This window comes from Pseudomonas simiae, from assembly GCF_900111895.1.
Lineage (GTDB): Bacteria > Pseudomonadota > Gammaproteobacteria > Pseudomonadales > Pseudomonadaceae > Aquipseudomonas > Aquipseudomonas simiae.
This window is the reverse complement of sequence record NZ_FOKB01000007.1, coordinates 69,268-93,021: the sequence shown is the minus strand read 5'-3', so window position 1 is coordinate 93,021 and position 23,754 is coordinate 69,268. Positions and strand designations below refer to the sequence as shown.

The 23,754-nt window shown below is 56.7% G+C and carries 16 protein-coding genes and 1 other RNA gene; 6 read left to right on the top strand and 11 right to left on the bottom strand.

What is annotated here, in order from left to right:
* Positions 1-163 precede the first annotated feature (163 nt).
* From BMZ57_RS20840 to BMZ57_RS29575, 5 genes are read right to left on the bottom strand one after another with little or no spacing between them, the layout of a single operon-like run.
* The gene (locus BMZ57_RS20840; protein WP_069673156.1) at positions 164-2,896 is read right to left on the bottom strand and encodes a phospholipase D-like domain-containing anti-phage protein; all 2,733 of its coding nucleotides are present in this window, start codon (positions 2,894-2,896) and stop codon (positions 164-166) included.
* Between the two features lie 11 nt (positions 2,897-2,907).
* On the bottom strand, positions 2,908-5,925 hold the full coding sequence (locus BMZ57_RS20835; RefSeq protein ID WP_083266263.1) for an anti-phage-associated DUF1156 domain-containing protein: 3,018 nt from the start codon (positions 5,923-5,925) through the stop codon (positions 2,908-2,910).
* An 11-nt stretch (positions 5,926-5,936) separates the two neighbouring features.
* Complete coding sequence (locus BMZ57_RS20830; RefSeq protein ID WP_069673172.1) at positions 5,937-6,554, bottom strand: anti-phage-associated DUF3780 domain-containing protein; 618 nt, start codon at positions 6,552-6,554, stop codon at positions 5,937-5,939.
* A gap of 35 nt (positions 6,555-6,589) precedes the next feature.
* Positions 6,590-9,706, bottom strand: coding sequence for an anti-phage-associated DUF499 domain-containing protein (locus tag BMZ57_RS20825; RefSeq protein WP_069673157.1), 3,117 nt, complete (start codon positions 9,704-9,706; stop codon positions 6,590-6,592).
* A gap of 23 nt (positions 9,707-9,729) precedes the next feature.
* Complete coding sequence (locus tag BMZ57_RS29575) at positions 9,730-9,903, bottom strand: hypothetical protein (protein ID WP_175439672.1); 174 nt, start codon at positions 9,901-9,903, stop codon at positions 9,730-9,732.
* Between the two features lie 647 nt (positions 9,904-10,550).
* On the opposite strand from BMZ57_RS29575, the gene BMZ57_RS20820 reads away from it, so the two are divergent.
* The 5 genes from BMZ57_RS20820 to BMZ57_RS29850 all read left to right on the top strand — a co-directional run bounded on the left by BMZ57_RS20820 (position 10,551) and on the right by BMZ57_RS29850 (position 15,126).
* A complete protein-coding gene (locus BMZ57_RS20820) occupies positions 10,551-11,087 on the top strand; it encodes a LasR-specific antiactivator QslA (protein ID WP_069673158.1) in 537 nt (178 codons plus the stop codon).
* Between the two features lie 1,062 nt (positions 11,088-12,149).
* Positions 12,150-13,556, top strand: a complete 1,407-nt coding sequence (locus tag BMZ57_RS20815) for a YfjI family protein (protein WP_069673159.1) — start codon at positions 12,150-12,152, stop codon at positions 13,554-13,556.
* Positions 13,543-13,896: a hypothetical protein gene (locus BMZ57_RS20810; protein ID WP_069673160.1), complete on the top strand. Its 354-nt coding sequence runs from the start codon at positions 13,543-13,545 to the stop codon at positions 13,894-13,896. Before BMZ57_RS20815 ends, BMZ57_RS20810 begins: the two co-directional genes overlap by 14 nt.
* Positions 13,880-14,860 carry an integrase domain-containing protein gene (locus tag BMZ57_RS20805; RefSeq protein WP_069673161.1) on the top strand — a complete coding sequence of 327 codons (981 nt, stop codon included), beginning with the start codon at positions 13,880-13,882 and terminating at the stop codon, positions 14,858-14,860. Before BMZ57_RS20810 ends, BMZ57_RS20805 begins: the two co-directional genes overlap by 17 nt.
* Positions 14,857-15,126, top strand: a complete 270-nt coding sequence (locus BMZ57_RS29850) for a hypothetical protein (RefSeq protein WP_069673162.1) — start codon at positions 14,857-14,859, stop codon at positions 15,124-15,126. Before BMZ57_RS20805 ends, BMZ57_RS29850 begins: the two co-directional genes overlap by 4 nt.
* Before the next feature lie 120 nt (positions 15,127-15,246).
* On the opposite strand, the gene BMZ57_RS20795 is transcribed toward BMZ57_RS29850, so the two are convergent.
* The 5 genes from BMZ57_RS20795 to BMZ57_RS20775 all read right to left on the bottom strand — a co-directional run bounded on the left by BMZ57_RS20795 (position 15,247) and on the right by BMZ57_RS20775 (position 22,196).
* Positions 15,247-16,503: an integrase domain-containing protein gene (locus tag BMZ57_RS20795; protein WP_069673163.1), complete on the bottom strand. Its 1,257-nt coding sequence runs from the start codon at positions 16,501-16,503 to the stop codon at positions 15,247-15,249.
* 187 nt (positions 16,504-16,690) lie between these two features.
* Positions 16,691-17,087: a transfer-messenger RNA gene (ssrA, locus tag BMZ57_RS20790) on the bottom strand.
* 104 nt (positions 17,088-17,191) lie between these two features.
* A complete protein-coding gene (locus BMZ57_RS20785) occupies positions 17,192-17,470 on the bottom strand; it encodes a PA2433 domain-containing protein (protein ID WP_010206635.1) in 279 nt (92 codons plus the stop codon).
* 151 nt (positions 17,471-17,621) lie between these two features.
* The gene (locus BMZ57_RS20780; protein WP_069673164.1) at positions 17,622-20,432 is read right to left on the bottom strand and encodes an FAD-binding and (Fe-S)-binding domain-containing protein; all 2,811 of its coding nucleotides are present in this window, start codon (positions 20,430-20,432) and stop codon (positions 17,622-17,624) included.
* A 69-nt stretch (positions 20,433-20,501) separates the two neighbouring features.
* Positions 20,502-22,196 carry a lactate permease LctP family transporter gene (locus tag BMZ57_RS20775; protein ID WP_010206633.1) on the bottom strand — a complete coding sequence of 565 codons (1,695 nt, stop codon included), beginning with the start codon at positions 22,194-22,196 and terminating at the stop codon, positions 20,502-20,504.
* Between the two features lie 252 nt (positions 22,197-22,448).
* Here BMZ57_RS20775 and BMZ57_RS20770 point away from each other — a divergent pair, with 252 nt between their 5' ends.
* On the top strand, positions 22,449-23,216 hold the full coding sequence (locus BMZ57_RS20770; protein ID WP_010206631.1) for an FCD domain-containing protein: 768 nt from the start codon (positions 22,449-22,451) through the stop codon (positions 23,214-23,216).
* A 36-nt stretch (positions 23,217-23,252) separates the two neighbouring features.
* On the opposite strand, the gene smpB is transcribed toward BMZ57_RS20770, so the two are convergent.
* Positions 23,253-23,735 (bottom strand): SsrA-binding protein SmpB, encoded by a 483-nt coding sequence (smpB, locus tag BMZ57_RS20765; RefSeq protein ID WP_005791513.1) that lies wholly within the window; start codon positions 23,733-23,735, stop codon positions 23,253-23,255.
* Between the last annotated feature and the right edge of the window lie 19 nt (positions 23,736-23,754).

Genomic DNA, 23,754 nt, shown 5'->3' with positions numbered 1-23,754 from the left:
GCGCTGACTTAAAATTGCCAGCCTCCCTGCAACGACAGCCCATCCCCCTTTCACGGAGCGCAAGGCAAGTAGTTGTGTTTTCTACAGCCTACTCGCACCGGTGAGAAACGGTTGAGTCGTCTCGTGATTAGGTCGTAATTGGAAGGAGACTGGTAATCGGCGATCACCATCCCTTCCTCATCAGCGTCTCAAAATCTCGACGTGACAAGACCTGTGCGCAGTTACGCCAATCGTTATCGGTTGGGCGCATGGTCGCGTTGTACCGCAGATCGAAGCCCGTTTCCTGCTTCTGGGCATTGATGTACTGATCCATCAATTCCCCTAGATGCTCGATGTTGTCAATCCATTCGTCCTTGATGGTATCCGGCAACGAACCGAACAGATCGAAGCGGTCCTTCATGCGCTCGGAAAGGCGGTCGTAGACTTTTTCGTCCACCGTCTGCTCGTTCACGAGGTTCAGCATGTCCACTTTGTCGCGTGTCTGACCGAAACGCTTGATGCGGCCGATGCGTTGTTCGAGTTTGGTCGGGTTCCATGGAAGGTCAACGTTGATTAAAGCGCCCAGCGTCTGTAGGTTGAGTCCCTCACAGGCTGCATCGGTGGCTACCATAAGGCGAAGCTTGCGATCCGCGACCATGCGCTTGAGGGTTTCACGCTCGATGGCCACACTGTCACCTTGTCGATAGAGCCGGCTGCGACTCGCGCCTGCGTAAAGACCCACTGCCTCATCGGGGTAGCGTGCAGCGAGCGATTCAGCTACCCAGCGGGCGGTGTCGTAGTATTGGCTGAAAATAATGCAGCCAAGCTCACGCCAGCCCTCGTTCTCCAGGTAGTGCAGGATTGCCTTAAGTTTTGGATCTTCCTTGACCAGCTTCAGGCGATATAGCAGCCGCTTCAGGGCCAGCTGCTCATCGGTGCTTTGTACTTGCACCGAAACCTCACCCTCATCGCTTTCTTCAGTGATCGTCTCGCCGCCCAGTAATTTGGTGGCGGTGTTGATCCCAGCGACGATACTGCTGCATATGCGCTGCTCCATCAGATTTTTCATGAAGCCGCTTCCACGTCCGCTGCTGGCCAAAGCCTTGCCGAAGCCACGAGCCTGGTTGTAAGCCTCGCGGAAGTCCTCACTGGAGCGTAGAGCCAATCCTTCAAACAGGGCATGGAAGCGGTGAACATCCTTTACTAATCCGACATCGGGATGAACGTCCACCCCAATGGCCTTGAGAAGCCCCTCATTTTCGAGCGTGGTACGTTTGCGCAGCACCACATGGCGCACAAATGGATTCTCGCGTTGGAAGAAGCTAGCCCCAGCGACACGGCGCTCCAGTGCATCTTCCATAACCTCACGGGCATCCTCACCCAGCTCGGAGTATGAGCCGCCAATCCATTCGTTCTGCGGTAGCCCCAGATCCTGGCGAATTAAGCTGTAAAGCCGCCGCGCTTGGCTATCGTGAGTTGAATTAACTGTTGGCAAAGGCGCACGAAGCAACCGCCAGGCATAACCTGCATCCGTGACGTCCTCTTCCCCAGAGAGGATCGGGATAATGTCCTTAGGCCTGTGCCATTCTGAAAAATCTCCGCCCAAGACGAAATTACCTTTGCCCTGGTGCAGAACCCGAACCAAGTCCCACAAGTCCTCCCGGCGAGTCTGGATCGGCGTTGCCGTACCAAGGAGCACGTGATCTGAACGGGCAGCAACGTCACGGATGAACGCCAGCAGCTCATTCGGTGTGCCCGCGTCCTTGCCCATTCCCTGACGGGTGCGCGCCTTATGAGCTTCGTCGAGTATCACCAGCCCAAAGCCGCCACGGAGCCCAAGCAGATGCGCCTTCTCCGGCGAGTCGCGCAGCATCAGGCCGGTTGAGATGATACCGATCCTAAGTGGGCAGTTTGCAACATGGCCAGCGCCCTCGGCAGAGATCGCTCGCCCTTGCTCATCAAGCCAGGCTTTCTGCTGTGTCTGCCATCGCGCGCAGGGAATGCCCAGCTTGTCCATCATCTCGGTCTGCCACTGCTCGCAGAGGGTTGCCGGCGCAAAGATGATCACGGGCTTACTGCGCCCTTTCTGTTCGGCTAGCAGGCTTAACGCCAGAGCAGCCGTGCCCATGGAAAGTGTTTTCCCTAAGCCGACCTCATCTGCAAGCAGCAAGCGGACAACGCCATACTCTTGGTAATGCTTCAGGCACTCTGTGACGAATCCCTGTTGCCAGGGTTGCAGAGAGAACCCTTCGCGGTACAGCGGGGACTCAATCAGGGCAGCTGGGGCAATCTGCTCAGGCTCCTCCACCTCATCAATGGATACCTCATGGCGGTGGCTGCGCCGAGTAATCTCCCGGCACACCGCATCCGGGAGCGGCTTGGCTGAATTCCACAGATAATCGAATTCGGCCTCGATCCAGGCGACCCCTTCGGGGGAATCGTCGGACCAGAGGATTTCGTAGTGACTTTGCCAACCACTACTGGTCTCGTTCATTGAGCCAATGAAGCCTAGCTTGCGGCCATCGGCTAGATCGATCACCCCAGCCTTGCCATGTACGAAACCGCAGGCGCTGTCAGGCGCAACCCGAATGACCTGGCCACGTTTCTCCAGAAATGAGGCCAGTTGTTGGTAGCGTTCGCGATTCAGCAGCGATTCAATCTCGACCGAGCGCTCGTTCAGCTTGCCCAGCAGCTTTGCCTCACACACCTGGGCCACCCGCAAGTCCTCAGCCTGAATGTCCGCATTGCAAACAATCTGCACCTCGGGAATCTGATCGATCAGCTCCCCGGCCACCTCAAACAGCGAACTGGTGAAGTAGCCGGCGATTCGCCGATAGCGCCGAGCCCCTTTGAGGTGCTCGACGAGGAAGCTCTGATCCAGCGCATGGGTACGTGAGGACAAGCGGGTGATTGTCATGCCCTAACCTCTCAGGAGTCCAACCGCTGCGTTTGCATCCGAGAGACAAGCACCTCAGCAGCTGAACGCACAGCTTCATTGCGGGACTTATTCTCCAAGAAACGAACCAGATCGATCAGCTTTGGACGGACTTCGAGGTAGTCAGGTAGATCCTCCATCAGTGTTTTGACCACAGATTGCGGTTCGACCTCAGCTAGCAGCTGCTGAATGGCTATGACCAGATGACCCAGCCAGGTTGGGCCAATTTCCGTGCTATCGGTTAGCTCACGGGAGCCGAACTCATCGACTTGCTTCAACCGCGAGCCATTGGCCGTCATGCTGGCCATGACTTTTGTGTAGTCATCCACACGGAAGGCCTTGGCAAAGTTCTGGTAGTTGTCCAGCTTTGAGGCACCGACCGACTCCATATCCAGCATGCGCAAGTAGAAGCGCTGAATGCCATCAATCGCTTGCCAGGTGTCCAGCGCAATCCCTTCAGGCACCAACAAGCTGTTGGCTGCCTCGGAGGCTTGCTGGACGATTTCATCCACCACGGAGATCTCGCCTTTGACTCGTGGCCGCAAAGCGAACGTGGTGACATCGGTCTCGCCAATCTTGGTGTAGGCGGTTAGTACTTTTAGGGCCGCTGCGTAACCAGCCATCTGCAAGTCTGCATCATTGAACACAGGCTCACCCATACGGGCTTCCACCTCATCGTTGAGGTGCATCATCTGCTTGATCTGAGTCGCTACTTCATTGCGAACCGCAGGAAGAATGCGCTGCTTGAAGCCGACTTTTTCGCCTGCACTTCGCTTGCGCAGCATGAGCGTCACAGTCCCCTGTACGTATCCCCCCTTCTTAAGCTCAGTACTGGTTTCTGTAGCTATGTACCAAGCGGCCACCACTTGGAGCCCTGCCGCCCAGAAGATACCTACCATGTCCGACCACACCTCAGTGCTTTGATGGGTAAACATCACACACTGCATTCCGTTGTCCGGCATGTGTTTAGCCATCGCGGAATAAGCATCGATCATCCCGCGTCGGAAATCGTCACCATCACCCTTAATGGCCAGTGCTCGGCGAGAGTCCCACGTCCACTCACTAAATGGCGCAGGTGGGTTTTTGCGCAACCAGGCGATAAAAAACTCGGTGATCTCGTGATAGTGAACAGCATCAGCATAAGGTGGGTCAGTTATGAAAATGTCACAGTCTTCAGCAAGAGCAGATGCTTCGTGAGTTCGAATGCTTACATCAACATTACCAATTGGGGCGTTTGCAAAACCATAAGAGCGCCCATTTTCATGACTTACAAAACAGCGAGTTCCATAGTTATAGAATGTATTTAGTGATTGATTGTAGAAAACATTATTAGTCTTCTCCCAGTGATTCATCCAATTTGCAATTCTTGAATTCCAATCAAGAGACTTTGCATTGAAGATACAATCTACTGGGCTTCGGTGCGAGAAATACAATGCATGCAACATAAGCTGTCGCGCGTTAAAAAGATGATGCCAGTAACCCCATCCGCGCTCGCGAATAGGCTGCGTTGTATTGTATCCGGGTTCAATGGCCATATCGGGAATGAGGCCTTGCGCCTGCCAGCTGGCCATATTGGTTGACACGAATTCATCTACGATTTTTTCACGCCGCTCATCTTCAGGGGTAACTGCAGCAAAGAAAGTCGCCTGTCGCGACTGATCAAGAGTTGCCTTTTTGATCCACTGAACAGCGTAAAGACGCTCTTGAAAAATATCTTCGGGGCGAGGCTTAAAGTCGTGTTTTTCCCAACGCCTCAGTCGGTTGCTATTTTCTCCTGAAGGTGTTTTGAAATCACCCCGCAGTGTTTTTATGGTGGTGGAATAGGTTTTACCGTCGAGGGTATAGACCATGCAGCCATCCTGGACAGTGCCACTGTCAGCGGACTTCATTTCGGCCGCTGTTGCGCCAGTTTTGATTTCTATCTTGAAGCGCTTTGATTGATGATCGGGTACAAGCGTGGCGATCACGGAATTCGGTTTGGAGATTACCCAACTTGGAGAGAGCGGCACCATCCAGCCCGTATCCGGGCATCTAGCTTCTAGGCAATACAAGTAGGCTTTTGCCCGATTACCTTGGGCATCATGCTCAATACCAAGAGCTGTAATTTCTTTGTCTACCGCCTGAGCTACTAGTTGCTGTGATTCTTCAATCTCTGCGCGACGCTTCGGAGTAGCACCAATGATGTTCACATTTCCCCAGTTAAGCATGCAGGCAATTGGGTTGAGGTCAGAAGCATAAACATCACACCCCATGCGAGCTGACTCGAATGGGATGGACCCACCCCCTGCGAAGGTATCACCAACTTTGGGCCGATGGCCGTAGCGCAAAACACCTAGCTGTTCAACGAGCTGCTCCATTGAGCCGGCAGTTATCCCAAACCGCCCCAGCCGCTCACTGACTTTCAGCCACACGGGAGCTAATAGGAACGCCTGATCAACTTCTTCCGGACGCTTACACAGCAGCGAGCGCTCTTCATAAGTTGGTAAGGTTGCCAATGCCATTGTGTAGACGTCTGCTTTTGCAGCATCACTAATTCCCCTTTTCCAGCTCAATTTGAGGCCTTTTTCTTCAGCCTCCATGGGGAACCACCAGACGTCTACATCCTCTTCTCGCAGATCGCTGCCTTCTAAGATCTTGTAGCTGAAATAATCCCAAGGGTTTCTTAACGAAATCATCCTGGCAATTTCTGCCGGCTTAAGGGCGTTTTGAGCCACCGCGCGACGACCTAATCCCTGAAGATCAAATGCCATCAGTGCTTCGAACAACTCAAGATCCTGCTCTGCATCGTCGGTTTGGGGCAGCAGGCTTCCAAGCACAATAGAGCGAACAAGTATCAAAGGCTTGCGGCCTTTCCAGTAGGACCCTAGGCCTGTGAGTGTCTGCCCAAGATTGGCCTTACGCTCCCGCTGTGCCTCAAATGACACCTTTTGTGCTGGGAATACGGTTTCGATCAGCGCGGGCGCGTCCTTAAGAGAGAAAGGCACCAGCTGTATGGGTGTCATTGCGGTCATTTCGTTCTTCCTTAATCGAACAGGCCCAAGGTTGGGCGCTCAGTGTCTTGTTTGCGGGGTTTCACAGACTGCGGCTTGAACAACTCGGTCTGTGCTACGTCGCCCAGCGCGTGTCGGAGAGCCAGGCGCCAGCCCTTGTTGCCGTCATGCACACCGCCTGTACTCATGGCGGTCATGCCGAACAGCCACCAGCGCTCTTCAGGGCGCAAGGCAAGCCAGTTGCGTACTGCTACGGGAATCTTCTCGGGACTCATGTCTTCAACCGCCCAGGCCAATACGCAAAGCTCTTTGCCAAGCAGGCGATCCACGGGGTTATCGCCCACCTTCCAAGCGCTAACACGCAGGTTGTGCTCCTTTAGGCGCACATTAAAGGCACGCTGAACCTCACTGCGGATCGCCGTCCAACGCAAGCGCTCAATCACAACGCGCTCGATGATGCTGGTTTGCTGATCCTGAGCCTGCAGTCCGAGGCTTTCGATAATGCGAACTGCGCCAGTCGAGCTCTTGGGCACCTCCACCATGAAGTGATGAGGGTCTGTAGTGGCCGGCACACCAAAGCCGATGGTCGGGCGCTCAGGTGCCTTGGTTTTTTTGGCACCACTTACAGTTTTACTGGGGGAACGAGCCATGCCAGAGTCCTCTTTACGTAATGCGTTGGCCATGGTCATTCCTCCTGGATCACATCGCCAGGACGCAGCTCAACGCCACTGAGCTTGGCGAACTCCTTGGCAGCGAAGCCATTCTCGAAGGCTGCTCCGCTTCGAATCTGCACGGTAACGGTTTCTTGCTCATTCCCGAGGGCCTTACGCAGACCGTTAATCGCGGCCTCGATCACGGAAGCCGTAACCTCGCGCTCAACAAAGTTGATGCTAACGGTGTTCTCACCTTCGCCAATCTGGATACGTACCCCCTTGAAGGTGGCCGGCGAGCTTTTAAAACTATTGAGTACGCCGAACACCTTTTCGGTACTGTCGAGCGACACCTTCTTGTTCTCAGCCAACTTTGCCGGCTTGGCATCGTCGATCTGAACCTGTTTGTCGTTGGCAGCAGGGATCTGGAAGTCAGCGGTACGAGTAGCCTCGCCCGAGCACGCATAGACCATCAGGCGGGCTGCCTGTGAGCCAACCTCGAAGGGGTCTCCGTACAGTTCCCCATCTTTAGGGTTGGAGCCATCTAGGGTGTAACGCATATCGGCCGCAGGCATGCAGGAGAGAGTGACAATACGCTTGTCGGCGATGGCCTGGACCTGATGACGCACACGAAGCTCCGCCACCCAGCGCTGCGGCTCACCTGTTTCATGTTTGCCTTCGCTGTCCACAGCAAGGAAGTACAGGGTTGCCGTGTCGGTCGTGAAATTATCCAGATCTTCGATCTTAGGGTCGCTGGTACTGACCTTGGCAGTCGGTGCGTAGTAAACCACTGGGCTCTGGCCCGCATTACGGGGAATCAGGGCTAGAGTGGTTTCGCCTGTCGCTTCATTTGCGGCATGCACAGTCACGTTCACTGCAGTTTTTTCTGCCGGGAACGGCCCTTTCTCGATGTAGCCGTCAGTCCCTTGTCGCCAACGACCTTGCTTTAGGGCTTCTGTCTTGAGGGTCTCCATGCCGCCGGCGCCGGGCATCCAAGCCCAGATTGGATTGCTCTTGGCGCGCATCAGCACGTCTTTCCATGGCGTTCTGCGGTCATTCGCCGGCCAAAGATCCTCTTCTGCCATTGCCCAGTAGGTGCCCGGTTCATCCAATAGATTGAGGATCAGTTTGTAATTAGCACGAGGGCTGGCCAAGAGCTGCTCAATCTGGTGCTCGGCAGAGTTGGTGCCTTGCCCCATGTTCAAGCCATTATCAATTGTGGCTTGCATGAGTTGGGCATTGCCGGTCATCTCGTCGATGGCTGGGAAGTAGATCCGGTTGTAGGTGCCGGAAAGCGCTTTGTTAAAGCGCTGCTGGGCATCTTCCAGGCGATCACGTGCTTCTTCGAAGAGGCTATCACCGTCCTTCAACCGCTTGCAGATGGACTCAATTGCATACAGGTCGCGCAGACGATCTTCGACGGTATCGGCGAGGTAGCTGTCCTGGCCGGACAGCACCATGAAATTGTTCTTCTCTTGCTGGTACTCGAAGAAATTGATCAGCTCGCTCGGCGGCAGCTTGCCGTCCGGACGCACCACAATCAGAACACGAGGTCCGCTTAGCTTTAGATCGTCCAGTCGCGGCAGCACTTGGACATCTTGGTAGGCAGCCTTGCTAACCGGCTGCAACACAGCCGTGAGCTTGTTGATCAGGGCCTGGTCGATCTTAGGCTGAGGGATGTCGCGAGCATTTCGCTCAATCTGGCGAGAGAGATTCTCTGTTTCCTTAATAAAGAAACGCTCTTCTTCTCGGTGCAGATACCACGCCTGCTCGCGCAGTTTCTCCAGAGCAGTCTTGAACTCATCGGACTTACGGTTGGGTGCAGCCAAGAACTCAATGATCTCTGCCTCGGTCAGTCCGATTCGACCACCGACCGCCCGAGAGAATGAGGACGCTAGCAGCAGGGCACCGACCTGCTGGGCGGCATCGCTGCCCAGGTTGGCATCGATTTCCTCTGCGATGGATTGACCATCATCGGCAATATCGTGGGCCATGGCCGGGCGAAGCGAGTTTGCGATGCGTCCGACCTCCTCGCGCACAGTATCGTCATTCAGTCGCAGGTGCTGGGCACCAGCCAGGAATACATCATCGGTTTCGCGGTCATCGACACTCTTGAGCAAACGCGCAGCGAACTGCATCAGGCCTCGTGTCTGCCGGAAACCCTCGTTCTCTTTAAACAAGGCAACCAGATGCTTAAAGGAGGGGTGGAAGGGGTAGGTTTCTCTGACCTGCTGAGCGACCTGCTCCAGACTGGTCGCCACAATGTATCCACCATCAGCTGCCGCCTTAATGCGCTGGGCATATTCCTCGGCGACATCGTTTATAACGGACTCGTCGGGCAGCTCCAGGATCAGTCGCTTCTTCAGAATCTCGTAGATCTCGTTGCCCGCCAGTTGGACGGGGGTGATGGTGCTGGCTTGGCGACTGGCTTCTTGCTGGAGGTTAGAGATTGCTTCGGCAATCGCCTTGGTCTGAGCCACATAGCTGCCGGATAGGTTGGCAATCACAATGCAGCAACGTGGTAGCTCCAAGGCGGCGCTCATCAGGCAGCTGAGCGTGTAGGTGCTCACTGTAGCCAGCGTACCGCCACCGATGACAGTGGTGCTTGCGATTTCCAGGTAAGGCGGCAGCTCATCAAGCATGATGAGCGTCGGCTTGTCCCCGATGATTTTCTTCCAGCCTGCCTGGTCGACCGCACGAGGTCCATTGACCCAGTATGGCTTGACTGCCTCTTCCTCACCCAGCTGAGTAGCGATCTCACCCCAGATGTAATTCTCCGGAGTGTTTCGACCATTGAATGCGGCTACTCGCACCTCACCGATTTCTATCCGCTTAGCAAGCTCGGGCGACAACACCTCACTGCGCAGATGCGGGTGCTTAGCCAGCAGACCTAGAGCAATCATCATGTGGGTCTTACCGCCACCCATTGCCTGGGTCAGCTCGAAAACTGCCTGGTCTGATTTTCCATCCAGCCGCAGCATCCCCTCGCGGAACAGCTGTTCCATGCCCGAGGTGATGTAGTTTCGTGCAAAGAACTCACGACCATCGCCCTCATCAGAGATAAGGGCAGAAAGGTTCTCGATCCCCTCGCTCATCCGGTAGTCGCGAATGATGGGATTGAATGTGCATGCCTGCTTGACTGTCTTGAGCATCTGCTCGACTCCCTGAGAATTGTTTAATCGTTGCTCGACTGGCTGGAGGGGGTGGTGGGCTGCGGGATGGAAAGCTCTCGGCTTACCTGCTGCAGAAACCACTCGCGCATGGTCAACCCGCGCGCCTTGAGTTCGGCGTAGATCTTCTGCTTTTGAACGGGATCAACCTCGATCACAACGCGATTGCTAGTTTTCATCGGCATGGGCACCTGGCTCAGGTTTGTAACGTGACGTGATGTTACTTGAGTGGATGTTGTGTAAAAAGTATTTTCATGATTTCAGGGTTCATGGAGCGCGACACTTATTACGTCGAGATCGTCCCCGAATCGCGTTTGTTTGTTGGTGATGAGCCGTTGTAGGGCTCGCGCTATAAGGCATTCGACGCGTGGCGATGGGAACCAGATTTTTCAGTGGGCAAATTCATCGCCGATTTCCGCTGTCGGGTTTTATTGTCTCAAGTAGTGCAAGCGTATCTTCGGTCGCGCTTGTGTTGTCGCGGCTTCACATTTACGCTTTGCTCTGTCGCGGTCTATCCCGTGGCCGGGTGTCAGAACCTGAATTGTTCGAGGCGCATAGCGCCATAGCTAGCGATTAAGTGCTTACATAGGCTTAGCTGCTGCTTTTCTATGGCGGTCCGTGCGGGGCAGGCTTCGGCCTGGCCGGTTCCCTCGGACGCCGGTTTCTGACCCCCGTACGGTCCGCCACCCATTTCGTGTCAGAACGGCTGGGTGGACGGCTCCTTAATTGTCCGAGGAGATAAGGAAAATGACCTGTCCCCCTTTTAAGCTCGTGCGCCACCCCGGCCAAATGGTTGAAGCTGCAATCTATCTCGGAGGATTCCGCGATGTTTGATCTTTTGCTTCTAATCGGCCTTCCCAAACCCAACAGCATCGATACTTCATCGCTTAGCCCTGAAGATGCAGCGATTAAGCTGCGGCAGGCTGCCACTCTCCGGCTTAACGGAGCCCAGAGTATTCTGCTTCATTTTCCAAAAGACGTTGAGCTGGCTGTAGAGCTGTTGGATGACGCCGCCGTGTTGTACGACAAGGCGTTCCGGAATTTAACTGGCATTCCAGCTCAGAGCGTTCATCAACAGATCTATGAGTATGTATCTGTCCCGTCCGCAGAAGGGTCTCCCGCGATCCAAACACCTTGGGGCGATGAGTTCGCTCCGGTAATAAAGGAGGGTGTTCGTTGCGCAGAGACTTGGCTTGAAGGCTCACCACTACCGTTATGGTGGGCGCTGTCTCAGAACCGAAAACGTCATCGTCCAGGTGATCCACAAGAGGCATTTGAAGCAGGTTTTTTGTTGCGGTTGCAGCAGACGCTGATAATGCGACGTGAGGCCGTCACTTCCCAATCGACCCGCTTTGATGCCTGAGCCTGTAATTGACGTTTGAGATTTGCTTTTCCCGCCAAACCCTCCGATCAAGCGATCTTTGATCGCGCGGATCGGAGGGTTCACTCGCTTTTTCTCGAAGCCATCCCGTTCCACTATTCAATTTGAAGTTTGATTAGCGCTACGTCTTCTTTATCTGAGTTATTTATCGATCTCTATCGAGCGGGACGGAGTCTCAGCGTCAGAGCCGAGCTTGTCGTAGAACTATGGCTAGAGAGGTGGCGACACCGGCGACAACGGCGACATCCCATACAGAACGAGGCCTAGAGCGTGGCGACAAAGTGGCGACAGTCGCCACTTTCTGAGCACTTCGGCAGTGACGCTTGACCGCCTTTTCGAGTGAGTATAAAAATTGGCGCACGGATCGCTGTCGTTGACAGCACCTGCCCAGGTAGCCAGAACCTTAAGGCTACGCCACTTGTGTGGTGGTTCTCCCGAAGTGCGATTAGCGTCCGGCGGCTCGCACGGTCACTCCTCAAGAGTGATGGATGCCTACTCGACTTGTCTGTCCACTGCGGCAGATGATGGACCTCCCGCGCTGCGCTGCAGCAACCTCACCTCTCGGCACATTTCGCTGCGCCAATCCGCGCCCGTCTCTTTCCCGTGGAAAGAGACGGGCGCTCGTACCACTGCTGCAAGCCACGTCGTACAAGGCATTGCCGCAACTCTCCTCGTGACAATCGATCTGACAAATCCGATTCGTCGCCATCCGCAACGATACAGGCACCGGTGCCGCAGCCAATGGAAAGGCTGCACCTGACTGACAGTCAGGCATGCCCCAGGTGTCTAGATCTTTGCTTTCTCCCACCCATGATCTCCAGGCGCCGAACTCGTCAGCCGGCACAGCCTCCGCCTGCCCGCATCTTCGGATGCGTCTAAGGAGGCCAGATTCATGGGTTTATGCCCTTGCTCCCGGTCGTAAGGAGCCGTTCGTTCCGCGTCAGTGAATACCTCACAGGCCGCAGGGGCCTTGATCCCTGATAACACTCAACAGCCGTGGCGGGACTACGTGAGGACAACCAGTAATGATCGAGGAGAGGGCCCATGCAGCAGTTAGATCCGAAGCTTGAACTACCACGACCACCTCGACCGTTGATTGAGTCGAACCCCGTGCCCCAGCCTTATCCGGTGCAGGCTCTGGGTGGGATTCTTGGGCCTGCGGTTGAGCGCATGGCCGAGGCCATCGGCGTGCCCCAAGCACTGGCCGGGCAATCGGTGTTGGCCGCCTCGGCCCTGGCCACTCAAGGTCATGCGGGCTTACAACTCGATGGGAGACATTATCCCCTGTCGTTGTACCTGATCACGGTGGCTGCGTCCGGTGATCGCAAGACAGCGGCAGACCGATCCGCACTGCTGCCAGCGCGCCAATGGGAGCGTGAACAGTGGCAACACTATCGTGAGCAGCTCTTTCGGTACCGTGCCGCACAGCGACAAGCGCAGCGTATCAATCCTGCCGATCCCGCCCCCACAAACGGCGTACCGCTTGAAGCAGAGCCCTCTGCACCTAGGCTGATCACCACCGATCCAACTATCGAGGCCCTGATCAAAGGACTCTGCCATGACTTGCCGAGCATGGGCCTGTTCTGTGACGAGGGGGGGCAATTCCTCGGTAGCAGCACCATGAGTCGAGATAACCGTTTGAAAGCGGTTACGACCTTGTCGTCACTCTGGGACGGCAGTCCGATAGATCGCGCGCGGTCTATGGTGGGTGAAAGCTTGCGAGCTTACGATCGACGCTTAAGCCTGCACCTGATGCTGCAACCGTATCTAGCCATGCAGTTACTCAGTGACCCATTGCTGCAGGGGCAAGGCATTCTCGGTCGCTGCCTCATGACCTGGCCCACCAGCCTGGCCGGACAACGCAGTTACCAGGCTGTCGACTTGTCCAAAGACCCTGCCCTAAAGCGATATCACCACCGTCTTTCGGCCCTGTTTCATCAGCCTTGGTCACTTTCCGCTGACGGTGCCTTGCGGCTATCACCGCTGACACTCAGTCCGTTAGCCCGCCGTCGCTGGATTGATTTGCATGATGCCATCGAAGCTCAATTGGGTGAGTTTGGTGAGCTGGCCAGCGTGCGGCCCAGCGGTTCTAAGGCCGCCGACAACCTGTTGCGCGTCGCCGGCATTTTGGCCGTTGTGGAAGAGAGCAGTGTTGTCGAGGTCGATCACATCCAGCGGGCCTCAACCTTAGTTGGCTATTACCTCACCGAGATCCAGCGCTTGACCGAACAGGAGCCTGTGTGCCGAGTAAAAGAGGAGGCAGACCGGCTGCTGCGCTGGCTGCAGGTCAAGAATTGGAAACGGTTCAGTATTCGAGAGTTGAATCGCAACGGTCCTCGCTTTGCCCGCAAGAGCAGCCGTCATGCCGCCAAGCTGCTGGTCGAGTTGATTGATCATCAGTGGTTGATCACCGATGGCCAAACCTTCGAGGTGCGTCATGTTCAATCTTGATGAAGCGCTGCGTAACCATCTGGCTCAGCGCCAAAATGAACCGAAAGTGCGGTTTGTCGCCGCGAGTGTCGCCACTTTGTCGCCACGCTCAAAGCCAGACAAGGCAAGGGTTGTCGCCGGTGTCGCAGATGTCGCCATCACCCGTAAAGCTAGCACCTCGACGATAGCCATCATCCAATGGTTGAAAAAGGAGGGCGCGCATCTATACGTCGCCGGCAACACGCTGTGTTTTCGCCCGACTGATTGGGCCCAGTTCGCTATTGTGAATGCACACTGGCGAGCCCTTTTTTATGAGCTCGCGGCAGTCGATCAGGAGCAGGAAAATGGCTCGGGTCGATAAGCGAGCGGGTCGTAATTTTGGCTTTGGTCGCCAGCTCAGCTATGCCGGACCGCAAGCACTGAAAGATCTATTTGGCGATGGCCATTTTGCTACCGTCAAAGCCCATAGCGATCGGTGGCAGGCCTTCGTAAATTGGTGTCGATCCGATGAAGGTCCGGGACTCAATGACGCGCGACAGATCGACCGTGAGATCCTCATGCGGTACGCCACGTATGTACGTGAGCAGGTTGATCAGGGCAACATCGGCATTGCCACCGCGCAGAACCGACTGTCCAGCGTGAGCCGAACGATGGCTGCGCTGCGCGGTGATCAGTACGTCAAAATCTCCAGTCCAAGCAAGGCGCTGGGTTTGCAGCGCTCAAGCGTACGGGGGGAGGCTCCGCAAGGCCAAGATCGTGCTCAGATCGAATTGATCGCGCGCGCGCTGTCAGAGCGAAGTCAGCAACGAGTGGCCGCAATTGTACATCTGGCCCGGGAGACTGGTATGCGTCTGCGTGAAGCGATCTTGGCGGACCTGCCCCGACTGCAACGTGAGGCGCGGCAACTGGGCAAGATCAACATCCAAGACGGCACCAAAGGCGGCCGATCAGGCGCGTCAGCACCGCGTTGGATCGCGGTCACTGATCAGATCCATGGCGCCTTGGATAGGGCCTGGAAGGCTTCACCCAGTTGCAGTCGGAACCTGTTGGCTCCCAACGAGAGCTACAAAGAGTTTATGCAATTAGTTGTGCGACCGGCACGGGACCTCCTGCATGAACATGGATTGAAAGGCTTTCATGAGCTGCGGGCGGCTTACGCCTGTGAGCGCTATAAGCAGATGACCGGCTTTCCTGCACCTGTAAATGGCGTTCGTGTTCATCGCGAAGATCGAGAGCTTGATCTGCGGGCGCGACAGCAGATCAGCCACGAGTTGGGGCATAACCGCATCGATGTGGTGAGTGCCTACATCGGAGGTCGGCGATGACGTCTGAGTTCGATATAGCGTTGTTTCTGAGCCCTGTGCTCAAAGGTGCGCATGCCACGCGGCAGCGGCACATCAGGCAAGCAGAAAGCATGCACGAGGTGATTCGTGATCGCTGGGGTTGCGCGACTCCCTGGTCCTGGAGAGAAAAGCACGTGAGATGGTTTCTGGAGCACTACCTGCGATGCTCAGCTCCAGCTACCGTCTACTACTACGAGTTAACAGCAGGGTTGATCCGCCTTAGAAAGGCAAAAGCCGTGGTTGCCTGATAGGCCTTTAAGCGTGAGCCCCTGAGTATGGGAATGCGGAGCCTTCCTATACTCAGGGGCTTGGCCGAAGGAGCGCTGGCAAGCTCCACTACACGGATGGCATGAGCTGTCGCCGTGATGTCAGCGTATCGGCACCACCTTGCGGTCCCTGGTTTGATTGATGGCCGACGCTGACAGGCTGCCGGTAGCCGCTTTCTGGATATGTTCACTCCACCAGGCCATCATCGGGCGCCGACGTTCAATGTAATCCGCCCGGTTGTAGGCGCTCCGAACTTCGTCCTTGTCGACATGCGCCAGCGCGACTTCGATCAGTTCCGGATCCCATCCATGCTCGTTCAGGATTGTGCTGGCCATGGAGCGCATGCCGTGGCTGACCAAGCGGTCCTGAAAGCCCATTCTTTTCAACGCCATATTGGCTGTCTGGCTATTCGCGTGGGTGCGCGGGTTTCTATCTGACGGGAACACATATTCCCTGTGGCCGCTATGGGGCTTAAGCGTATCCAATAACGAAAGTGCATGTTCGGTAAGCGGGATTATGTGCGGACGACGCTTTTTCATTCGCTCTGCAGGGATTGTCCAGATGCGTTTGTCGAAGTCGATATCTGCCCATCGGGCGGTCGCTGCTTCGGAGGGGCGGGTCATGGTATGAAGCTGCCATTCGATAAGGCAACGGGTCGTCCGCTTGATGCTGGCGTTCGCGATTTCCATCATGAGCTCCGGAAGCTCATCAGGTGGTAGCGCGGCCATGTTCTCTTTCTTGGGTTTCTTGAACACCGCTCTAATGCCGCTGAGAGGGTTGGCGAAGATCATTCCGGAATTGACTCCGTAGGTCATGATCTCGTTAAGACGCTGGCTCACCCGCTTCACTGTCTCGAGACTACCTTTGGCCTCAATCGGGCGAAGGAGCTTAATGACCATCGGGGCATTCACTTCCGATAACGGCGTTGATCTCATGGTTGGAAATACATGCAGTGTGAGCGAGCGCCAGATGTCTTCGGCATACGCTGGCGTGACCGAGTCCTTCTTCAGTTCGAACCAGGCGGTAGCGACGTTCTCGAACGTGTGCTCCGTTTCCGCTCGTTTGGCTTCCAGCAGCTCATTGCGTTGAGCTTTGGGGTCGATGCCCTGTGCAAGCAGTTCTCTGGCCTCAACGGTTTTCTTCCTGGCTTGCGCAAGAGAAACCTCGGGATAAGAGCCGAGTGCCATGTTGATTCGATTCTTGGTGACGGGATGCCGGTAGTTGAAATTCCACTGCATTGAGCGATTGACCCTGACTCGCAGCTGGAGCCCGTCGCCATCCGTGAGGACGTAATCCTTGTCTTTCGGTTTGACCGCCTTGAGCTGGCGGTCGGAGAGGCGGGTGGTTTGAGCGCACATGAGAAGTACTCCATGACACCTTTTGGTATTCCCAAGATTAGCGCCGGGGAGTCGGGAATACCATTGGGAATACCAAACCGCCTGGAACTCAAAAAACCTGGAAAGCCCCCGATAGCCATGAAACCCCCGTATTTACTGGATTTCAGGCACAAAAAAAGACGTCCGTGGACGTCTTTAGATGATGAAATGGTGGAGCCGGGGGGATTTGAACCCCCGTCCGCCAGTACTCCGCTGTCGGTACTACATGCGTAGCCGTTTCTATTAAGTTAACCCTCAGCGACCCGAAGGGCAGGGTGCTTTGGGCGAGTTGTGTAAGTTTTAGCCGCTTCGTCCACAACGTACTGCACGGCGATTCTGTTCTATATGACAATCACTTTGGGTTTACAGACATCCCCTGGTGATTGCTGGACCCGAAGGTACCAGAAGCTCAGGGCTAAGGCTGCTTACGCAGCGAGAGCGAATTCCTGGCCGTAGTTTTCGTCATTGGCAACTATAAGAAGTTGCAACAGTGGATTTACGAGTTCTGTTACCAACTCGGCATGCACCTAAAGTTTCGCAACCGGCGTCGAATCCTAAACGGCCCCGTGCTTGTAACTCGTTGTTTCATAGTGAGTGACAAGCCTGTGCAGTGTACGCCAAACCGTCACGGAAGGCCAACCCGAAGGTTTGCCTTCCGTGACTGAGCGGCCTATTGGCCGCCTTTTTCGCTGTTCTGCAGGTCTTGCAGCGCCTTCGAGGTGATCTCGATGCACTTTTTGTCATCGCCGGCGGCGTGGGCCGCTTTGGCTTGGGAGACGGCAGTGTCTATTTCGCCGCTTTTGCCGCTGGTGTCAGTGGCGAGCAGCGCTTTACCGTTGTTGATTTTGTCCAGATTGATTTTGCACAGATCGGGCTCGCCCGCAGCGAACACAGGGGAAGCCAGCATCGCAGCGGTAATGAACAAGCCAGCAAGAGCGGAACGCTTCATAGGGTATCTCCTTGCGCAAAAGGGCTCGACGCTGCTGGCGTTCAGGGGCTGCCAGCGACATCACTGATGAGCCTCGTTTGTCGAGGCCTATGCAGATGACTACGCCGGCACGCAGGGGTTCTGTTTTTTTTGCAGGATCATTTCTTCAGGATCAGTGGGCGCGGGCCTGGGTGACACGGTCCACCAAGTAGACCAGCCCGTGATAATCGATGCCGCCATGCTGGCTCAGGCCGATCTCGCAAGTGCGGCTGGTGGAGATGCCTTCGCTGCAATATTGCACCGCGTCCTTGAGGGTGCGCAGTGAGTGGGCGTTGAGTTCCGGCGTGGTGAAGCCTTTGTCACCGGCAAACCCGCAGCAATGAATGCCTTCGGGGATGACCACGGTGTTGGAGCAGCGCCGTGCCAGGTCGATCAGGGCCTGGCTTTCGCCCAGGTGCTGCGTGCTGCAGGTGACGTGAACGGCGATGGGGGCTTCCTGGGGCGTGAAGTCGAGGCGGTCCATCAGGTGCGTGCGGATGAAACGCACGGGGTCATACAGGTCTAGGCGCGTATCGCCTAGGTCCTGCACCAGGCGCAGGGTGCAAGGGCTGGTGTCGCAGTAGATCGGGTCGAGCCCGCCACGGCTGGCGTGGAGCAGGGCGCCAATCAGCTCCTGGCGCTTGTGTTCGGCTTGTTCGGCGTAGCCTTTGGAGGCGAAGGGCTGGCCACAGCACAGGCTGTCCTGATTGTCGGGGAACACGACTTGGTAACCGGCTTTTTCCAACAGGCTGCGGGTTTTATCGTACAGCGACATCTGTTCCTTATCCCCCGCTGCCGGCCCCATGGCGCGTGAGACGCAGGCGGCCAGGTAGACCACTCGCGGCCGCTCGTCCGTTACCGCCGGGCTGAAACGAATGGCTTTTTCTGGCTGGGGCATGGCGGCGGTCCACTGCGGGATTTGCCCCTTGGACAGCTTGGTCATGCTGGCCGACAGCTTCGCCAGGCGTGGTGCGCCCAGCAGCATGCGTGCGCCGTTGGCCACGTGCAGGGTGAAGCGCGCGCCTTGGAGTGCGGTGGAGAAATGGGTGGCGAGCCATTCGGCGGTTTTCGTACGGTCAGCGTCGCGGCTGCGTAGTTTTTTCACCAGATCGCCGGTATTGATTCCTACCGGGCAGCGCTGAGCGCAGAGGCCGGTGGCAGCGCAGGTGTCGATGCCTTGATAGTGATAAGCCGCCTCCAACTCAGTGGTGTCGACACCGGCACGTTTTTTCGCCTGGATGTCGCGCCAGATCACGATGCGTTGGCGCGGGCTCAAAGTCAGGCCTTTCGACGGGCACACCGGTTCACAGAAGCCGCACTCGATGCACTTATCCACAAGCTCATCAGCGGCGGGTAGCGGCTTGAGGTGCTTGAGGTGGATTTGCGGGTCCTGGCTGAGCACCACGTCCGGGTTGAGAATGCCGTTGGGGTCAAGCAGGCGCTTGAGTTGCCACATCAATTGATAGGCGTCGCTGCCCCATTCCAGCTCCACGAACGGCGCCATATTGCGTCCGGTGCCGTGTTCGGCTTTTAGCGAGCCACCAAACTCCACGGCCACCAATTGCGCCACGTCGTCCATGAACGCCTGATAGCGTGTGACTTCTTCCGCACTGTTGAAGCCTTGGGTGAAGACGAAGTGCAGATTGCCTTCCAGCGCGTGTCCGAAAAGTATCGCTTCGTCGTAGTGATGTTTGTCGAACAATTCGATCAAGCGATTGACGCCGATTGCCAGTTGCTCCACCGGGAAGGTCACGTCTTCGATGATCACGGTGGTACCGGTTTTGCGCACGGCGCCGACAGCTGGGAAGGTGTCCTTGCGGATTGCCCACAGGCGGGCGTTCTCTGTGGGGTCTTCGGTGAAGTCGACCTGTTTTTCCACCGGGAATTGGGCCAGGGAGGCCATGATGAGCGCCAACTGCTCATGCAGTAAGGACGACGACGCTGCACGGGATTCGATCAACAGGGCGCAGGCATTTTCCGAGAGTTGCTGTACGAAAGCGGGCATGCCTGGCTTGTTCTGTACCGAGCGCATGCTGCGTCGGTCCAACAGCTCGACGGCCGAGACCGGCTGGGTTTTGAGGATGGTGACTGCGTTGCAGCAGGTTTCGACATCTGGAAACACAATCAACGCCGACGCTTTATTCGGGTGATCTACCACCGTGTCGTAGGTGACCGCGCTGATAAAGCCCAGGGTGCCCTCGGAACCCACCAGCAGATGGCTAAGGATATCCAGCGGCTCATCGAAGTCCACCAGGGCATTCAGCGACAGTCCGGTGGTGTTTTTCAGACGGTATTTGTGACGAATTTTCGCGGCTAATTCGGCATTTGCCCGTGTCTCGCGACCCAATGTTGCCAGCCGCTCAAGCAGCGCACCGTGTTGTTCACGGAACGCCTTAACGCTGGTGGCGTCTTCGGTATCCAGGCGGCTGCCGTCAGCCAATACCAAGCGTATGCCGGCCAGGGTGTGGTAAGTGTTCTGCGCCGTGCCGCAGCACATGCCGCTGGCATTGTTGGCGACGATGCCGCCGATCTTGCAGGCGTTTATCGACGCTGGGTCCGGCCCGATCTTGCGCCCGAACGGCGCCAGCCACGCATTGGCCTGGGCGCCGATCACGCCGGGCTGCAGACGGATTTGCGTGCCTTGCCCGCGAATCTCGCGGCCATTCCAGTTGTCCCCCAGCACGATCAGCACCGAGTCGCTGATGGCCTGCCCGGACAGGCTGGTGCCGGCGGCGCGGAAGGTCACGGCTACGTGGTCGCGCTGAGCCCATTGCAACAAGGCAACGACTTCGTCTTCTGACTCCACGCGGATCACCAGCTGTGGGATCAATCGGTAAAAGCTGGCGTCAGTGCCGAAAGCGAGGGTGGAAAGTGGGTCGTCGAAACGTCGATCTTTAGGGATCAGTTGTGCGACGTCGCTCAGGAAAGCAGCAGGCAGGCTCATCGGTCCTCCAGAAATAGCTGACGCCGGAATCGTGTCCGGCGTCGATTCTTACCCTATTACGTGCAGGTTTTAGTGCACCAGCATACCGGTGAACCAGTAAGCCTGGGCCAGGGTGATCAGCCCGACGATGGTGGCAAAGAACAGGCTGTGCTTGAGAGTAAAGCGGAACAGGTCGGATTCTTTGCCCACCAGGCCGGTAGCGGCGCACGCCACCGCGATGGACTGCGGCGAGATCATCTTGCCGGTAACGCCGCCGCTGGTGTTGGCAGCGACCAACAAGGTGTCGTTGACGCCGATCTGATGCGCGGTGGTGGCTTGCAGGGAGCTGAACAAGGCATTGGACGAGGTGTCGGAGCCTGTCAGGAAAACACCCAGCCAGCCAAGGAAAGGCGAGAAGAATGGGAAGGCTGCGCCCGTGCCGGCCAGTACCAGCGCCATGGTCGAAGACATGCCGGAGTAGTTGGTAACGAATGCGAATGCCAACACCATCCCAATCGACAGGATCGGCCAGCGCAGTTCGTAGAAGGTCTCTTTTAAAGTGGTAAGACCAGTCTTGATGTCAATTTTCAGTACCAGCATCGAGATCAACGCCGAGAAGAAAATCGCAGTGCCGGTCGCTGAAATCGGGTCCAGTTTGAACACGGCGGGGATCGCAGTGGGGTTGGTTACGATCGGCGCGACTTTGATCACCAGTTGGTCCAAGTGCGGGATAGCGAAGTTGAACACCCAGCTGTACATCGAGCCCCCGGCAGCAAACATCGCCTTGAACGGCTTGAGGGTCCAGATAGTGACCAGTACGGTAAGAATCAGGAACGGCGACCAGGCCTTGAAAATCTGGCCGAGGCTGTAGGGCGAAACGATTGTGTTGCGCGGCAGACCGAAACCGCCTGCGCTGGCGGTGACTGCGGCGCTGGAGGTGGCGCCGGCAATCTGGGCACCTGCGGTGCGTTTGGGTTGCCAGACTTTCAGGAACAGCGTCAGGGAAATCAGGCTGGCCAGGGCCGAGGTGATGTCCGGCAGTTCCGGGCCGATGAAGTTGGAGGTGAAGTACTGGGTGATGGCAAAGCTCAAGCCGGCGACCAGTGCCGCTGGCCAGGTTTCACGCACGCCGCGCACGCCGTCCATCATGAACACCAACCAGAACGGTACGAACAACGACAGCAGCGGCAGTTGGCGACCAGTCATGGCGCCGATCTTGAATGCGTCAATGCCGGTCACCTGACCTGCAACGATGATCGGGATGCCCAGCGCCCCAAAGGCCACGGGGGCGGTGTTTGCAATCAGGCACAGGCCGGCGGCGTACAGCGGGTTGAAGCCCAGGCCGACCAGCAGTGCAGCGGTAATTGCCACGGGGGCGCCGAAACCGGCCGCACCTTCCAGGAAGGCGCCGAAGCAGAAGCCGATCAATAGCACTTGCAGGCGCTGGTCGTCAGTGATCGACAGGACCGAGCTGCGGATGATTTCGAACTGGCCGCTTTTGACCGTGAGTTTGTAGAGGAACACCGCCGCGACGATGATCCACGCGATGGGCCACAGACCGTAGGCAAAGCCATAACCGGCGGCGGCCAATGCCATGTCTACCGGCATCTGGAAGGCGAAGATCGCGACCAGGATCGACAGCGCCAAGGTAATGCTGCCCGCCACGTGGCCTTTGAGGCGAAACACGGCCAGGGCCAGGAAGAAGAATACGATCGGAATAACGGCCGCCATTGCGGACAGGCCGAGGCTGCCGAGCGGGCTGTAGAGCTGTTGCCAGGTTTGCATGATGGGGTGGCCCCTGATTGTTGTTGTTTGGTCAGCTTGGGTAATTGGTAATACCAATTTACAGTCGCTGTTGGCTAGAGTAAAAGCCTTGGTTGGGGCGTGTCAATTTGCCGCTTACGAAACTTTGGTCGTAGGTGGGTGGCAAGGGTGCGCTGATCAGTGGAAATGAGGGCGCTCTGATAGGTGCTGCATTCGTTGTGATCGGCGAGAATAGAGGGCCCGGCGAGTGGTCGGGATGGTGGAGAGTGAGTGATGGGGTTTGATCAGGTGCGTCAGCGCCGTTTGTCTGATGACATCGTCGAGCAGCTTGAGGGCATGATCCTTGAGGGCACGCTGAAGTCGGGCGAGCGCTTGCCGGCCGAACGCGCGTTGGCTGAACAATTCGGGGTGTCGCGACCTTCTTTGCGAGAGGCGATCCAGAAGCTGGCAGCCAAAGGTTTGCTCGTCAGCCGCCAGGGTGGTGGCAACTACGTGGCTGAATCTTTGGGTTCCACGTTCAGTGACCCGCTGTTGCTCCTGTTGGAGAACAACCCCGAGGCTCAGCGGGATCTGCTGGAGTTTCGTCAGACCCTTGAGGCCTCGTGTGCTTATTACGCCGCGTTGCGCGCGACAGAGGTGGATCGCGAGCGTCTCACGGCTGCGTTCGAAGCGCTTCAGGATTGCTACACCCGTTCCGATGAGGTGAGCCGGGTCGAAGAGGGGGCGGCGGATGCGCGGTTTCACTTGGCTATCGCCGAGGCGAGCCACAACGCTGTGTTGCTGCACACGATTCGCGGCCTGTTCGACCTGCTCAAGCGTAACGTGGTGACCAACATTGGCGGCATGTATCAACAGCGTACGGAAACCCGCGACATGCTGATCAGTCAGCACCGGGATCTGTACCTGGCGATTATCGAGGGGCGTGCCGAGCAGGCGCGGGAAGTTTCAACACGTCACCTGCTGTATGTGCAGGAAGTGTTGGAAGAAGTGCGTCAGGAAGTTCAGCGTGTGGCGCGTGCGGAGCGGCGCAAGGGGACGTAGCCGAGGGAAGCTCCCGCGGCTGCATCACTGCAAGGATCAGTCTTCCTTGCCCTTGTTGCGTACGGCACGATGAAGCTCGCGATTGGAATCGCGTTCGCGCTCGGTATCGCGCTTGTCGTATTCCTTCTTGCCCTTGCCCAAGGCGATCTCGCACTTGACCAGGTGCTTGCTCCAGTACCAGGACAGGCAGACGCAGGCATAGCCCTTCTGCTGTACGGCAGCAGCGAGCTTTTCCAGTTCGCGGGCATTGAGCAGCAGCTTGCGCGTGCGTACCGGATCGGCAATCACGTGGGTGCTCGCAGTGGTCAGCGGGGTGATATGACTGCCGAGCAGCCATGCCTCGCCATCCTTGAGCAGCACATAACTGTCGACCAGCTGCAGCTTGCTGGCACGCAGACTCTTTACTTCCCAGCCGGCCAGGACCAGACCAGCCTCGAACCGATGTTCGATGAAGTAATCGTGTCGCGCCTTTTTATTTTGCGCGATGGTCCCTGTGGGGTGTTTCTTTTGTTTAGCCATAGGGGCGGCATTATAGGGA

Coding starts and splice junctions, on each gene's coding strand:
- BMZ57_RS20840 (WP_069673156.1), bottom strand. CDS start 2,896: ATGACAATCACCCGCTTGTCCTCACGTACCCATGCGCTGGATCAGAGC.
- BMZ57_RS20835 (WP_083266263.1), bottom strand. CDS start 5,925: ATGACCGCAATGACACCCATACAGCTGGTGCCTTTCTCTCTTAAGGAC.
- BMZ57_RS20830 (WP_069673172.1), bottom strand. CDS start 6,554: ATGGCTCGTTCCCCCAGTAAAACTGTAAGTGGTGCCAAAAAAACCAAG.
- BMZ57_RS20825 (WP_069673157.1), bottom strand. CDS start 9,706: ATGCTCAAGACAGTCAAGCAGGCATGCACATTCAATCCCATCATTCGC.
- BMZ57_RS29575 (WP_175439672.1), bottom strand. CDS start 9,903: ATGAAAACTAGCAATCGCGTTGTGATCGAGGTTGATCCCGTTCAAAAG.
- BMZ57_RS20820 (WP_069673158.1), top strand. CDS start 10,551: ATGTTTGATCTTTTGCTTCTAATCGGCCTTCCCAAACCCAACAGCATC.
- BMZ57_RS20815 (WP_069673159.1), top strand. CDS start 12,150: ATGCAGCAGTTAGATCCGAAGCTTGAACTACCACGACCACCTCGACCG.
- BMZ57_RS20810 (WP_069673160.1), top strand. CDS start 13,543: ATGTTCAATCTTGATGAAGCGCTGCGTAACCATCTGGCTCAGCGCCAA.
- BMZ57_RS20805 (WP_069673161.1), top strand. CDS start 13,880: ATGGCTCGGGTCGATAAGCGAGCGGGTCGTAATTTTGGCTTTGGTCGC.
- BMZ57_RS29850 (WP_069673162.1), top strand. CDS start 14,857: ATGACGTCTGAGTTCGATATAGCGTTGTTTCTGAGCCCTGTGCTCAAA.
- BMZ57_RS20795 (WP_069673163.1), bottom strand. CDS start 16,503: ATGTGCGCTCAAACCACCCGCCTCTCCGACCGCCAGCTCAAGGCGGTC.
- BMZ57_RS20785 (WP_010206635.1), bottom strand. CDS start 17,470: ATGAAGCGTTCCGCTCTTGCTGGCTTGTTCATTACCGCTGCGATGCTG.
- BMZ57_RS20780 (WP_069673164.1), bottom strand. CDS start 20,432: ATGAGCCTGCCTGCTGCTTTCCTGAGCGACGTCGCACAACTGATCCCT.
- BMZ57_RS20775 (WP_010206633.1), bottom strand. CDS start 22,196: ATGCAAACCTGGCAACAGCTCTACAGCCCGCTCGGCAGCCTCGGCCTG.
- BMZ57_RS20770 (WP_010206631.1), top strand. CDS start 22,449: ATGGGGTTTGATCAGGTGCGTCAGCGCCGTTTGTCTGATGACATCGTC.
- smpB (WP_005791513.1), bottom strand. CDS start 23,735: ATGGCTAAACAAAAGAAACACCCCACAGGGACCATCGCGCAAAATAAA.